Below are 12,679 nucleotides of genomic sequence, written 5' to 3'. Positions count from 1 at the left end.
CTTCCATCCAACCATCCTCGTCTACGAAGGAAATCCTTATGTCCAACCGTCTGAGAGTGGACGACCGCTTCACCATCGAGATGGCGCCGCCGACCGCCGGGCGCGTGGAGGAACTGGTCCGCGAAGGCTACCGGTCCGTCGTGAACCTGCGGGCGCCGGGGGAGCAGGGCGAGATCCTGTCCCCGTCCGAGGAGGGTGAGATCGTTCGGCGCCACGGCCTTGAATACGTCAGCATTCCAGTCTCTCCACAGGACATGAACGAGGCGACGGCGGAACGCTTCGAGCGTGAGGTCTCACGCTTGCCAGGCCCGGTCGCCATACACTGCGCGTCGGGGAAGCGCGCCGGTCTCTTCACTTTCCTGCACGTCGCGCGCACCGAAGGGCTGTCGGGCGAGGAGGCGGTCGCCAAGGCGGAGACAATGGGCTTCCAGTTCGCGAGTCCGGACGCCAAGGCGTTCTTCACCCGCGCCGCTGACGCCAGAAGTACGCCAAGGGGAGGGTCTTCATGATCTTCCGCCAGTTGTTCGAGCCGGAGTCGTCGACTTACACCTACCTGTTTGGCTGCCGGGAGACTGGCCAAGCGATCCTGCTCGACCCCGTCATGGAAACAGTCGGGCGGGACCTGGCGCTGATCCAGCAGTTGGGGCTGCGGCTCGCCTACACGCTCGACACCCACATCCACGCCGACCACATCAGTTCGGCCTGCCGCCTGCGCAGCCTGACCGGGTGCAAGGTTGCCTACCCCGCCATGGACGGGTTGCCCTGTGCCGACATCGGGATCGCCGAGGACAAGCCGCTCACGATGGGCACCCTGGCGTTCAAGCCGCTCCACACGCCGGGCCATACCGACACCCACCACTGCTACCTCGTCGACCGGGGCGATACGCTGCGGGTGTTCACTGGCGACGCTCTGCTGATCGACGGCTGCGGCCGCACGGACTTCCAGAACGGCAGCAGCGAGGCGCTCTACCGCTCGGTGCGCGAGAAGATCTTCACGCTGCCCGAGGACACGCTCGTCTACCCCAGCCACGACTATCAGCACCGGCACGTTTCGACCGTGCTCCAAGAGCGTGAGCGCAATCCTCGCCTGGGAGACACCAAATCCTTGGAGGAGTTCACCGGAATTATGGCGAACCTGAACCTGCCGTATCCGAGGAAGATCGACATCGCGGTGCCGGCGAACCGGCTCTGCGGCGACTGCCCCGACGATGCGCCCGAGGCGCTACGCCGCATCGGCGACAAATCCTTCCAGGGCGTGCCCGCCTGACAGGAACCGTTGCCCCACCCCGAAAGGCACACCACTGCTGCGTAGCGCAGCGGTCGACTTCGCTCCCAACAATGGAAGGTCGTGGCCCTTTCACCGTCAGCCAGCCGCTTTCGAACACGCTCTCTTGATGAGGATCTGACCTTGCCCATGCCATATCAACGAACCGTTTTGCCTCTCGTTCTCGTCGGCACGCTTGCCGCCTGCACCGGTACGGGCACCGTGGCGCCGTCCGTCAGCCCACAGGGCAGCGCCGAGAGCACGAAGACCAATATGCTCGAGGCCGGAGCGGCCGCACTCCAGAGCAACGCGCCGCTCGGCGGCATGGACATCTACCTCGTCGGCTTTCATCCCATGAAGAACGACCCCAACCACCAGATGGAGGCGCACCATTTCTGCCGTCAGATGAACGAGGACTTCGCCCAGTGCGCGCTGTTCGACGGCAACACCGCAAACGCCAATCTGACGGGCGTCGAGTACATCATCTCCGAGCGCCTGTTCGAGCAACTGCCACGGCAGGAGCGCCAATATTGGCATCCCCACAACGGTGAGATCCTGTCCGGACAGCTGGTGGCGCCAAACCTGCCCAACATCGCCGAGCACGAGCTGATGAAGAGCAAAATGAACAGCTACGGCAAGACCTGGCACACCTGGCAGTCGGAGGAGGGCACGCAGCCAAGCGATCGGCTGCCCTATGGTCCTCCCATGTTGGCATGGTCGTTCAACCGTGATGGCGAGGCCCAGCCAGGGCTAGTCGAGAGTCGTGATCGTGAGATGAACATGTCGACCGCGGACCGCCGCCGTGCCCGTCAGGATCTCGTGCCCACCGCCCGGCCGCAGGAGGGCGTGGATGCCCTCAAGGGCAAGTTCCCGCGGCCGACGCAAGACATTCCCGGAGTTGTGGACAAGCGCGCTACGCGCTGAAGCTCGGGAGCCGCGGGATGGGACGGGCGATGGTGCTCTGGAAAAGCAGTCAGTGCCACGATGCGCCGACACAGGGGGGCATGCGAAGTCCCCTGCCAGCCAAGAGTTGGTCTTGATCGAGGTTAATGCCCGGCTGCAGCGCCTGGGAAGATGCTGCTTCGATGGTGTTGATTTCGAAAAGGAGGCAGGATCATGCGTATTCTCACAGCCTCGGCGATCGTCCTCGCTTTGTCCTTAACGGCATTCCAGGGGTCTCTTGCACAATCGTCGTTTCAGAATGAGACCCCGATCTACGGCAGCCAACTGATGACGCAGCAGGAGCGGACGGCGTACCATTCCCAGATGCGGCAGGCCAAGACAGCGGAGGAGCGCGAGCGCCTGCGCTTGGAGCATCATCGGCAGATGCAGGCTCGTGCCCAGGAACGTGGTGTCACTCTCCCGGATGAACCTCCCCCGGCACCTCGACATGGCATGGGAATGGGACCCGTTGGTGGAACCGGTGCCGGAGGCAACCCGATGGGTCCTGGAGGTGGCCCCGGCGGCCCACGTCGATAGGAGGCGCCTCGCCGGCTTGAAGGACAAACATGGCGTCGAACCTGCATCGCAAAAGCGGGAATCAGCGGTTCTCCACCGAAAACTATCTCTTCGGAACGACGCCCAATGTCTTCCCGTCCAGGCTGCAATCCCAATTGCAGTCGGGTCAACATGCGTTGGCGGTCACCGACGGTGAGGGGGCAACGGCGTCTGGCTGACCGATCAGGGGCTTGAGGTGCAGTCCGTCGCCTTCTCTCCCGTCGCGTTCGAAATGGCGCAGCGACTGGCGGCTCTACGAGGCGCCCTGCAAGAGACGAGGTTGGCCGACCTCGAAAGCGGGACCGCGTGATCGCTTGCTGACCCGAATCGGCCCGGCAGCGGTGTTCCGCTTCCGGGCCGACCTGAGCGTCCGTTCCGTTGAAACCCCGCCTCAGAATAGGCCAAGGGCGCCCACGTTTCGGTACAGCATGTAGGCAGCCACAGCGAACAGCACGCCCGCGAAGACCTGGGTCAGCGCGCCCTTACGCGTGGACAATCTCACCGCCGCCTTCATGCCTGCGAAGCCCCCGACCACGCCACCGGCGATGAACAGTCCGGCGACTGTCCAATCCACCAAACCGGAGAGCGCGTAGTTGGCCGCCGTGGTCAGACCGAAGGTTCCCACCGAAAACAGCGACGAGCCGATGGCGTTGATGACCGCCATGCCGCTGCCGAGCAGGAGGCCGGGGACGATCAGGAAACCACCGCCGATACCGAAGAAACCTGAGACGGCTCCGGTCAGGAAACCGATGCCGACCAGGCGCACCGCAATTGGCTTGTTGATACGCACTGTCGGGTCGCCCTCGCTCCCTCTGCCCCGCAGCATGGAGACCCCAACCACGACCATCACCAGCGCGAACAGGAACAGCAGCCCCTCGCCGTTGACCGACTTGCCAAGGCTCGATCCGGCGAACGCACCCACCACGCCGGACGCGGCGAAGGTGGCCGCACACGGCCACTTTACCGTTCCGGCGCGGGCGTGCTGGGCCAAGTTGACGAAAGCGTTCGCGGCGACTGCCAGGGCGCTGGTACCAATGGCGACGTGGGGGTCCGGCACGCCCACGACATAGAGCAGCAACGGTACGGCGAGGATCGAGCCGCCGCCCCCGATCAGGCCGAGGGAAAAGCCGACCAGCGAGCCGGACAGGATCGTGAGGAGCTCGGACATTGTAAGCGTTCCACGTTGGGAAAGGTCACGCGACCGCGGCGCGGCGCATGCGGACGGTCATGATGAGGTCATGGGCAGCCATACCTGCCAGCATGGCGACGACGAACAGCCACGTTCCCGAAGCGCCGAAGCCGAGCGTGGCGAGCGCCGGGCCGGGACAGTAGCCTGCCAGTCCCCAGCCCACGCCAAACAGGACGGCGCCTGATACAAGGCGGCGGTCAATGGCGGTTGCCTTGGGGCCGTGGAAAGCGGTGCCGACCAGCGGCGTCCCGCGTCGCCGCGCAAGGGCGAAGCCGACGGCGGCGACGGGAATGGCCGCGGCCATCACGCAGGCGAGGCTCGGGTCCCAGGAGCCCGCAACATCGAGGAAATTCAGCACCTTGGTGGGGTCGATCATGGAGGACACCGTCAGCCCCAGGCCAAACAGCAGTCCGGACGCGAGGGCAACGAGCAGGGAGGGCATGGCGATCAGGCTCCGATCAGATGGCGGACGACGAAGACGGTGACGGCGGCGCTGCCCATGAAGAGTGCGGTGGCCGCGAGGGAGCGCGGCGACAGCCGGGCGAGGCCGCAGATGCCATGGCCGCTCGTGCAGCCGTTGCCAAGGCGCGTGCCGAACCCGACCAGCAGACCGGCCACGATCAGAAGGGTGGGGCCCGTGTGCGACGCGGATTCCGGCAGTGCGCCACCCGCCGCGCCATAGAGCAGCGGCGCCGTCATCAGGCCGAACAGGAAGATGGCGCGCCAGGCAATGTCGCCGGGGCGCAGCGCGCTGAAGCCGCCGAGGATGCCGCTGATCCCGGTGATCCGACCCTTGGCAACCCACAGCAGAGCCGCGGACAAACCGATGAGGAGACCGCCGACGGCGGCCGAGACAGGCGTAAAGTTTTCCATGGATCTCAATGTCAGAGTGGAGGTGTCACTCAGGACGACTGGCGACGCAGAACAGGCGGTAGAGCTCGGCGAGGATGGGGCGAACCCGGTCTGAGCCGATGCGGTAGAAGATGGTCGTACCGTCCCGGCGTGTCGCGACGAGTCCTTCCTCGCGCAGCTTGGCAAGGTGCTGGGACAGGTTGGACTGGGAAAGGCCAAGGCGCCGGATGAGTTCACCCACCGACATCTCAGCCTCGATCAGTGAGCAGAGGATCATCAAGCGGTGGCGGCTCGCGAGCGAGCGCAGGAACGCCTCGGCCTCGGCAGCGCGGGCCTCCAATTCGCCGGGGTCCATCGGCAGATCGTTTGGTACGCTCGGCACAGTTTCTATCTCTATAATTTAGTCTTGACTAATATATTGCGCCGCGCCACCTCTTCAAGCGGTATCAGGAACGGTCCCGCCGGGCCAGCCAGGAGGTCTCGATGAAACCCGACGTCATGCCGCTGTTCGACGAGGCGACCAACACCGTCAGCTACGTCGTCGCCGATCCCACCACCCGGGCAGCGGCCCTGGTCGACAGCGTGCTCGATTTCGACCCGAAGTCCGGCCGCACCGCGACCACCTCGGCCGACCGCATGATTGCGCTGGTGCGCGAGCGGGGTCTCACGGTCGAGTGGATCCTGGAGACACACGTCCATGCCGATCACCTGTCGGCGGCTCCCTACCTGACGGACCGAATCGGTGGCCGCATCGGCATCGGCGAGCACATACGTGAGGTCCAGAAAGTTTTCCGCACCCTGTTCAACATGGAACCGGGCTTCGTGGCCGACGGCCGCCAGTTCGACCATCTGTTCGCCGATGGCGAGCGGTTCCGGATCGGCCAGTTGGAGGCGCAGGCCATTCACACGCCCGGTCATACCACGGCGGACATGACCTATGTTGTGAGCGACGCGGCCTTCGTCGGCGACACCCTGTTCCAACCCGATTACGGCACGGCGCGCTGCGACTTCCCGGGTGGTGACGCTCACGCCCTGTACCACTCGATCCGGCGCATCCTCTCCTTGCCGCCCGAGACACGGATCTTCACCGGCCACGACTACAAGGCGCCAGGACGGGATGAGTACAGCTGGGAGAGCACAGTCGCCGAGCAGCGGGCGCGCAACGTCCACGTCAGGGATGGCGTTAGCGAGACCGAGTTCGTGGAACTCCGCACGGCGCGCGACCGGACCCTGGACGTGCCGAAGCTGATTCTGCCTTCGGTGCAGGTGAACGTCCGGGCTGGGCGGTTGCCGCCCGCCGAGGAGAATGGCAAGCGCTACTTGAAGATCCCGATCGACACGCTTTGACCGCGGCGCTGGGAAGGCGGCATGCGGATGAACACCTCGTCCAGCAACCACTTGTCGCCCGGCCAGGGCCGACGAGGTTTGAGGGTGGTGGCGAACTCCCGGCCAAAGCGCAGGCCCCACTCCCGGATAGTCTCGTCGCTTACCTCGATGCCGCGCGCCGCCAGGATCAACTCGACTTCGCGCAGGCTCAGGCTGAAGCAGTGATACAGCCACACCGCTTCGCTGATGATCTCGGCCGGGAAGCGGAAGCCGCGGTACGGGTTGGACAACGTGCTCATACCCCGGAACCTGCCATGTCGGGCCACCAACCGCCAACCTGACAACGCCTCTCAGACCACTGCACGTAGCATGCTTTGGAAAGGATCTAGATTCCAGATCGTCTGTCTCTTGATCTCACCAAGGTGAGATCACCTAAACATCACCTATTTTTAGCAACGAGCCACAATCCAGACCACACGCTCTTGTGATTGCCTCACCTCTCAAACGGTCTGTCAGACACCACCTTCAAGACGCGACCATTGGTTGCTTCACGCCGCGTTAACCGGCTCGTATTATTGTTCATCTGTGTATCATTAGCAAGTGACCACAACACCTCATATTGGGCGAGGATTAAATGCGCGTCCTGATTGCCGATGACTCCATGGTTATGCGCATGATGCTCTCGCATTGTGTCGAGGAGATGGGGTTCATTCCAATTGTTGCACAGGACGGTGCAGAAGCGCTGGAACTTGCATTTCGCGATGGCTTCGATATTGCGATCCTAGACTGGGAAATGCCAAAGCTGACCGGTATGGAGGTTATCCGACAACTGAAGGAGCACCCAAGAACAAGTTACGGGCACCTGATACTGGTAACTGGCCGTGATGACCAGAGCAGCTTGATTCAAGCTCTGAACGGTGGGGCCGATGATTTCATTCGCAAGCCGTTGGTGCCCGCCGAACTCGTTGCACGGCTTCGTGCGGGCGCTCGTATTGTGGAAATGCGTAACCGAATCATTCGCTTGGCAGAGACTGATCCATTGACTGGCGCGATCAACCGACGCTGCTTCCTGGAGCGTGCGCGAATCGCTCTCAACGACGCTGAACGACATCAGCGATCGCTGTCGATCTTGTTGTTGGACATTGACCACTTCAAGTCGGTTAACGACACTTGGGGCCATGCAGGTGGCGATGTGGCATTGCAGCGTTTTGTCAGCGTCTGCGAGACATCCCTACGTCCGAACGATTTGCTCTGTCGGTTCGGCGGCGAAGAGTTCGCTGTGCTGTTGCCGGAGACCAATCCCTACGTCGCAGTCACCATCGCTGATCGCGTTCGTACGGCGATTGAGACGACGAACATCAATCACGATGGCATCACATTTCGCGTCACGGCCAGCATCGGGATCTCCGGGATCGGAACCGATGGTCTCGATGCGGCGCTCTCAAGAGCTGATGCCGCATTGTATGCCGCCAAACGGGCCGGTCGGAACCGAGTCGAACTTGCACGTTAACCGTTCGGTTCCGTTAGGCTTTGCGCCATGCCACCGCTGACGGCGCAAGAAGTGCGAAACAGCACACAGGTGGGACCCCAAGGGGTCTGGTACTTAACAGGTTACTGTGCTGATCGGCGTTAAAATCCCGTGCCGTTTCACACCCTGTACAACCGAAGGCAAGGGGTGGATCACGCGAATCCGGGCTTCTCTCCTGTCCGGAGCAGCGGCATTCTGCTCGGCGCCTCCACTTTTGCGATGCAACGTGCGATTCTTTCCAGATCCCATCAAGGGCGCCCATACGTTTCCAAGCCATATGCTCTGGTATGTCATTTGCAAGTCTGCCGAATATTTTAGCGCTTCGCAGTTGCGGGGGAGTATCCATGTCCCGACACCACAGTGCCCTGGTCGCCGCCGCATCGGCCCTGATCGTCGTCATCGGCATGACGGCCCACGTCGTCTGGCGGGACCGGCAGGCCACCATCGCCCAGATGGAGGCGCTTGCCGCCGATATGGCCAAGGTCGTCGAATCCCACGTTCAACACACGACCAAAGGTGCGGACATCGGCTTGCGCCAAGCCACCGCGGTCGTCGACGATGCCGGCAGCCTGGAGGCCGTGCGGACCATCCCCTACTGGTATCGACTGCGGGATGCGCTCGCGAATGTCGACGGCGGCGAAACCTTATGGCTGTTCGACACCAAGGGAAATGCCGTGGTCGGGACCGGACGGCAGCAGGAGCGGCCATTCAACATTGCCGATCGCCCCTATTTCAAAGAGGTGATGGCGGGCGCCGACTTCGTGGTCAGCCCGGCTCTGCGCAGCCGCTTGGACAACCGCATCATCTTCATCATCGCGCGGCCAATCCGCGACTGGACCGGCGAGATCATCGGCGTCGCAAGCACCGCTATGAAGACGGAATGGCTGGTCAACTTCTATGCCCTGATGTCCTTCGGGCTGGAGACCACCGTGACCGTCTTCCGCACCGACGGCGAAATCGTTGCCCGCAGCCCGGACCTCGACAACCACCTCGGTAAGAACAACCGGAACGGACCGCTCTTCCAGGAGCAAATCCCACGCTCCCCCATTGGAACCTACTGGGCACAATCCGTGCTGGACGGCAAGGAGCGGCTCGCGGCCTACCGGTTCATTCCCGATCTGAACCTGGTCGTCTATACCGGGATCGACAGCAGATCGGTCTTTGCCGCCTGGCAGTCCCGCTCCCTCTGGTTCATCGCCGAAGTGATCCTGACCACGATCCTCGTCCTGTTCCTGCTCCTATGGGGAGCCGGCATGATCCGCCGCGAACACCATGTTCAAAAGCGTGCGCTCGAAGCCGAAGGCGCCGCACGGCTACTTGATGCCGAACTCCATCAGGCCCGGCGCGATACCCTGACCGGCCTACCCGCCCGAGGGCTGTTCCTGGAACTGGCGGAGGGACTGCGCCGGAGCACCAAGAAAAAGGGGGCCGGCCTCGCCTTTCTCTACATCGACTTGGACGGCTTCAAAGGCGTCAACGATCGGCACGGCCACGAGCAAGGCGACAAGGTCCTGAGGATGGTTGCCGAGATCATGCGCCGGACCACCCGGGACGGCGATCTGCTCGGCCGGCTTGGTGGCGATGAGTTCATCATCTGCCTGTCCGGGCATAGCCCCGATGTCCGGGCCGTCGCCACTGGCGTCGCCGCCCGCATCATCAGGGAGGTTCGCGAGTTGGACCTTGGCGTGGGGTGCAGCATCGGAATTGCGCTCACCGACGACGAATGTGACGATGTGGCCTGTGCCCTGCGCTTGGCGGACGCCGCGATGTATCGTGCCAAGACGGCGGGAAAAGGGGTGTGGTCCATTCACGAACCGGCACAAGAGCCGTGCCTGTCTTGTGCAGCAGAATAGTTGCCTGCCACGCAGCGCCCATTTTGGTCGCAGATGCCCCTTGAGGCCGTCGCAAACCTGGGCGGCGTAGTGCCCCCAGGTTTGCGACGGTCTCCCGATGGTCCGGCGGACATCACGCGAACATCGCCGGCACCTCTACCTGAAGCAGGCAATATGTCCTTTTGAATAGTCGATGACCATCCCTGAGAGGAGTACCTTCGCCGAACATCGGGAAGTCTGGAATTAGGGTACCTTCATGCCTCACGACCGACCGACGCCGACCGACGCCCGCGGCCAATCGCGCGACGTTCAATTGTCGGCGATGGTGCCGGGCCACGTCCGGCGCGCCGTGCGCCTGCGCGCGGAGCAGGAGGGCCTGACCGTGCGCGGTCTGCTGCTGCGACTCATCCGCGACGCCGGCATCGCCGAGGTCGACGACGGCGACCTCGTGGACCGCAGGACCTCCCCCGGTGCCGGCGCGCCTTCCCGCGCCAGCACGGCAAGCGGCCAGTCGCGGTGACGATACGCAAGCACCTCCGCATGGCAGGGATGACGGGCAAGGCTTCGACACGGGCGCCGCTCCTCCTGCTCCTCATCGCGATCCCCCTGTTCGTCGTCATCCTCTACAACGAACTCGCGGCCAGGGCGGTCCGGCAGGCCGAACTCCGCGACGAGGCCAAGCGCTGGCTTGCCAACATCGAGGACGAGCAGCGCCACGTGTTCGGAGAGGCGGGCCAGATGCTCAACTGGCTGGTCGACACGGGTGTCGCGGCGCTGGACCCGGCCCGGTGTCCGAACGTCATGGCGCATCTGGGCGCGCACCTTCCACGCCACCTCGTGCTCACCATCGCCGACGCCGACGGCATCGTCCGATGCTCCACCGCTCCGCAGTCCCTCGGCCGCTCCATCGCGGATCGGGCCGCCTTTCAGCAGGCCCGCGAAACGGGCGGAATCGTCAGGGGACTGAGCGCCCCGTCCGTTTACTCGGGCAGGCCCATGGTCCCGATGGTCAGACGGTACGAGGACAATGCCGGACGGTTCGCCGGGACCGTTAACGCCCTGATCGACACCGCGTGGCTCGAGGACCTGCTCGCGCAGAAGCCTCTGCCCCCACATGCCGGCCTTCTGGTCGCTGACCAGGCGGGGACGGTGTTCGCGCGCGCTCCGGAGAGCGGCGCCCCCCCAAGGCCGTTGCCGGGGTTCCTTTGGCCGCTGCTTGAGGCCCCGGACGCCGGCGTCGTCGAAATCCGTGGAGACGACGGCAGGCGGCTGATCACCGCATTCTCCCCACTGGGCATCGGGGTGAAGGACACCCTCACCGTTCTGTCTATCGACCTGGATGCCCGGATGGCGGCGGCGGACGGCACCATGCTGCGTACGCTGCTGACCTCGGCGGCGGCGCTCCTGGCGACCGTCCTCACGGCAGCCTGGGGACTGCGCCGACACCTGCGCTTCCGGGAGCGGGCCGAGGAGGAGCTCAAGAGGGCGAAGGAGCGGGCCGAGGAGGCCGTCGTGGTGCAGCGCCGGCAGCTCCACGAGCTTGAAACCATCTACGACACCGCCCCCATCGGCCTCACTCTGCTCGACCGCGACCTGCGCTTCGTGCGCATCAATGAGGCTCTGGCCGAGATCAACGGCGTCCCGGTCGCGGAGCACATCGGCCGGAACGCCTGGGACGTCGTTCCCTCCCTGCGCGAGGCGGCCGAGCCGTTGTTCCGGCAGGTCCTCGAGACTGGGGAGCCGATCCACGGCATCGAGCTGCACGGTACGACGGCCAGCCATCCGGGTATCGAGCGGGACTGGATCGAGGACTTCTACCCCCTGAAGGGGCCGGACGGCACGGTCGTCGCCGTTGGCGCGATTGTCCGCGAGGTGACGGAGGAGCGCCAGGCCAAGCGGGCGCTGGAGGCCGCCAAGCAGGAGGCCGAGGTGGCGTCCCGGTCGAAGTCCAAATTTCTGGCTGCCGCCAGCCACGACCTGCGCCAGCCTATGCAGTCGCTGTTCCTGTTCGCCGCGGCCCTGGAGCGGCACCTGGACGCGTCCGGCCGCGAAAAGCTGGTCCAACTCGAGCGGAGCCTGGAAGCCCTCAAGGGGCTGCTCGACAGCCTGCTCGACGTGTCCAAACTTGAGGCCGGGCTGGTGACGATCACGCTCCAGGACATTCCCGTCAACGCAGTGCTTGACGAACTCCGGGCGGCCTACCAGCCGGTCGCCGAGAGCCGGGGGCTGGCTTGGCACATGCCCGACTGCTTCGAGACGGTGCGCAGCGACCGCGTCCTCCTGGGCCGCCTACTGCGCAATTTGATTGAGAACGCCGTCCGCTACACCGAAGGGGGAGGCGTGACCGTCCGCTGCCTGCCGGAGCAGGACCGCGTCCGCGTCGAGGTGGAGGACACGGGCATCGGTATTCCGCCCGAGGAACTGAGCCGGATTTTCGAAGAATTCCACCAGGTCGCCAACGTCGAGCGCAACAGGCAGCAGGGGCTCGGGCTCGGACTGGCCATCGTGCAGCGGATTGCGAACCTGCTCGGCTACACGGTCGAGGTCCGCTCCAGGGTCGGCCGGGGTTCGACGTTCTCGTTCTCGATCCCGCGCGGCGCGGCCACCCCCGCCGTGGCGCCCGAAAGCGCCGGGGGGGCGGGCACCGCGCGGGTTGGCCCCGAGCGGCTCGCGGTCGTCGTCGACGACGAGGTGATGGTGCTGATGGGGCTGCAGGCGATGCTTAGGGACTGGGGCTGCACCGTCATCGTCGCGTCGGGGGCTGACCAAGCCGTCGACCGCCTGCGCGCTGCGGGGCGTTGCCCCGACTTTATCCTGGCCGACTACCGCCTGGGCCGGGGCGAGCTGGGCACGGAGGCGGTCGCCCGGATTCGTGAGTTCTGCGGGCAGGAGGTGCTGGGCGTCCTGCTGACCGGGGAGACGGGCACGGAGAGCCTGCGCGAGGCCGCGGCCCACGGGCTGCGCATCCTGCACAAGCCGGTGACGGCCAGACACCTGGCCGATGCTTTGGATATTCGCCTGGAAGCGCCCGCGCCACAGCACGGCTGACGGCCCCCGCGGCCACACGGCAAATGCGCATCCAGCCACGGACGCCGTGCATCTGCACATCGCCTCGGGCACAGCCCTTTAGATTTCCAGACATGCGGAGGCAGAGATGCTGCCACCATCTGTTATGGTTTCATCAAAGGCTC

General features: G+C 64.6%; 14 protein-coding genes. 9 read left to right on the top strand and 5 right to left on the bottom strand.

Features of this window, described 5'->3' with window-relative positions; all coding sequences use genetic code 11:
• Positions 1-38: 38 nt before the first annotated feature.
• The 4 genes from J2Y49_RS29470 to J2Y49_RS29455 all read left to right on the top strand — a co-directional run bounded on the left by J2Y49_RS29470 (position 39) and on the right by J2Y49_RS29455 (position 2,940).
• Positions 39-509 (top strand): beta-lactamase hydrolase domain-containing protein, encoded by a 471-nt coding sequence (locus J2Y49_RS29470; protein ID WP_310119092.1) that lies wholly within the window; start codon positions 39-41, stop codon positions 507-509.
• Positions 506-1,267, top strand: a complete 762-nt coding sequence (locus J2Y49_RS29465) for an MBL fold metallo-hydrolase (RefSeq protein WP_310119090.1) — start codon at positions 506-508, stop codon at positions 1,265-1,267. Before J2Y49_RS29470 ends, J2Y49_RS29465 begins: the two co-directional genes overlap by 4 nt.
• A 147-nt stretch (positions 1,268-1,414) precedes the next feature.
• Positions 1,415-2,188, top strand: a complete 774-nt coding sequence (locus J2Y49_RS29460; RefSeq protein WP_310119162.1) for an OBAP family protein — start codon at positions 1,415-1,417, stop codon at positions 2,186-2,188.
• A 584-nt stretch (positions 2,189-2,772) separates the two neighbouring features.
• A complete protein-coding gene (locus J2Y49_RS29455; RefSeq protein WP_310119089.1) occupies positions 2,773-2,940 on the top strand; it encodes a hypothetical protein in 168 nt (55 codons plus the stop codon).
• Between the two features lie 212 nt (positions 2,941-3,152).
• Here J2Y49_RS29455 and J2Y49_RS29450 read toward each other — a convergent pair whose 3' ends face one another.
• Genes J2Y49_RS29450 through J2Y49_RS29435 form a run of 4 tightly spaced genes read right to left on the bottom strand, consistent with a single transcriptional unit; the run spans position 3,153 to position 5,157 of the window.
• A complete protein-coding gene (locus tag J2Y49_RS29450) occupies positions 3,153-3,929 on the bottom strand; it encodes a sulfite exporter TauE/SafE family protein (protein WP_310119088.1) in 777 nt (258 codons plus the stop codon).
• A gap of 25 nt (positions 3,930-3,954) precedes the next feature.
• Positions 3,955-4,392 carry a YeeE/YedE family protein gene (locus J2Y49_RS29445; RefSeq protein WP_310119086.1) on the bottom strand — a complete coding sequence of 146 codons (438 nt, stop codon included), beginning with the start codon at positions 4,390-4,392 and terminating at the stop codon, positions 3,955-3,957.
• Between the two features lie 5 nt (positions 4,393-4,397).
• Positions 4,398-4,823 carry a YeeE/YedE thiosulfate transporter family protein gene (locus J2Y49_RS29440; protein WP_310119085.1) on the bottom strand — a complete coding sequence of 142 codons (426 nt, stop codon included), beginning with the start codon at positions 4,821-4,823 and terminating at the stop codon, positions 4,398-4,400.
• A 25-nt stretch (positions 4,824-4,848) separates the two neighbouring features.
• Complete coding sequence (locus J2Y49_RS29435) at positions 4,849-5,157, bottom strand: metalloregulator ArsR/SmtB family transcription factor (protein WP_310119082.1); 309 nt, start codon at positions 5,155-5,157, stop codon at positions 4,849-4,851.
• Between the two features lie 128 nt (positions 5,158-5,285).
• Between J2Y49_RS29435 and J2Y49_RS29430 the strand changes: the two genes are divergently transcribed.
• Complete coding sequence (locus tag J2Y49_RS29430; RefSeq protein ID WP_310119081.1) at positions 5,286-6,149, top strand: MBL fold metallo-hydrolase; 864 nt, start codon at positions 5,286-5,288, stop codon at positions 6,147-6,149.
• On the opposite strand, the gene J2Y49_RS32500 is transcribed toward J2Y49_RS29430, so the two are convergent.
• Complete coding sequence (locus J2Y49_RS32500; protein WP_409017929.1) at positions 6,119-6,427, bottom strand: hypothetical protein; 309 nt, start codon at positions 6,425-6,427, stop codon at positions 6,119-6,121. The genes J2Y49_RS29430 and J2Y49_RS32500 overlap by 31 nt on opposite strands.
• A 335-nt stretch (positions 6,428-6,762) precedes the next feature.
• Here J2Y49_RS32500 and J2Y49_RS29420 point away from each other — a divergent pair, with 335 nt between their 5' ends.
• The 4 genes from J2Y49_RS29420 to J2Y49_RS29405 all read left to right on the top strand — a co-directional run bounded on the left by J2Y49_RS29420 (position 6,763) and on the right by J2Y49_RS29405 (position 12,536).
• Positions 6,763-7,638: a diguanylate cyclase gene (locus J2Y49_RS29420; protein ID WP_310119079.1), complete on the top strand. Its 876-nt coding sequence runs from the start codon at positions 6,763-6,765 to the stop codon at positions 7,636-7,638.
• Between the two features lie 362 nt (positions 7,639-8,000).
• Positions 8,001-9,509: a sensor domain-containing diguanylate cyclase gene (locus J2Y49_RS29415; protein ID WP_310119078.1), complete on the top strand. Its 1,509-nt coding sequence runs from the start codon at positions 8,001-8,003 to the stop codon at positions 9,507-9,509.
• Positions 9,510-9,744: 235 nt separating this feature from the next.
• Positions 9,745-10,008 (top strand): hypothetical protein, encoded by a 264-nt coding sequence (locus J2Y49_RS29410; RefSeq protein ID WP_310119077.1) that lies wholly within the window; start codon positions 9,745-9,747, stop codon positions 10,006-10,008.
• A 20-nt stretch (positions 10,009-10,028) separates the two neighbouring features.
• A complete protein-coding gene (locus tag J2Y49_RS29405) occupies positions 10,029-12,536 on the top strand; it encodes an ATP-binding protein (protein WP_310119076.1) in 2,508 nt (835 codons plus the stop codon).
• Positions 12,537-12,679: the final 143 nt, after the last annotated feature.

The organism is Azospirillum sp. BE72 (assembly GCF_031455875.1).
Taxonomy (GTDB): Bacteria; Pseudomonadota; Alphaproteobacteria; order Azospirillales; family Azospirillaceae; genus Azospirillum.
Note: the sequence above shows the minus strand (reverse complement) of the source record. Positions and strands in the feature narration are given on the sequence as shown.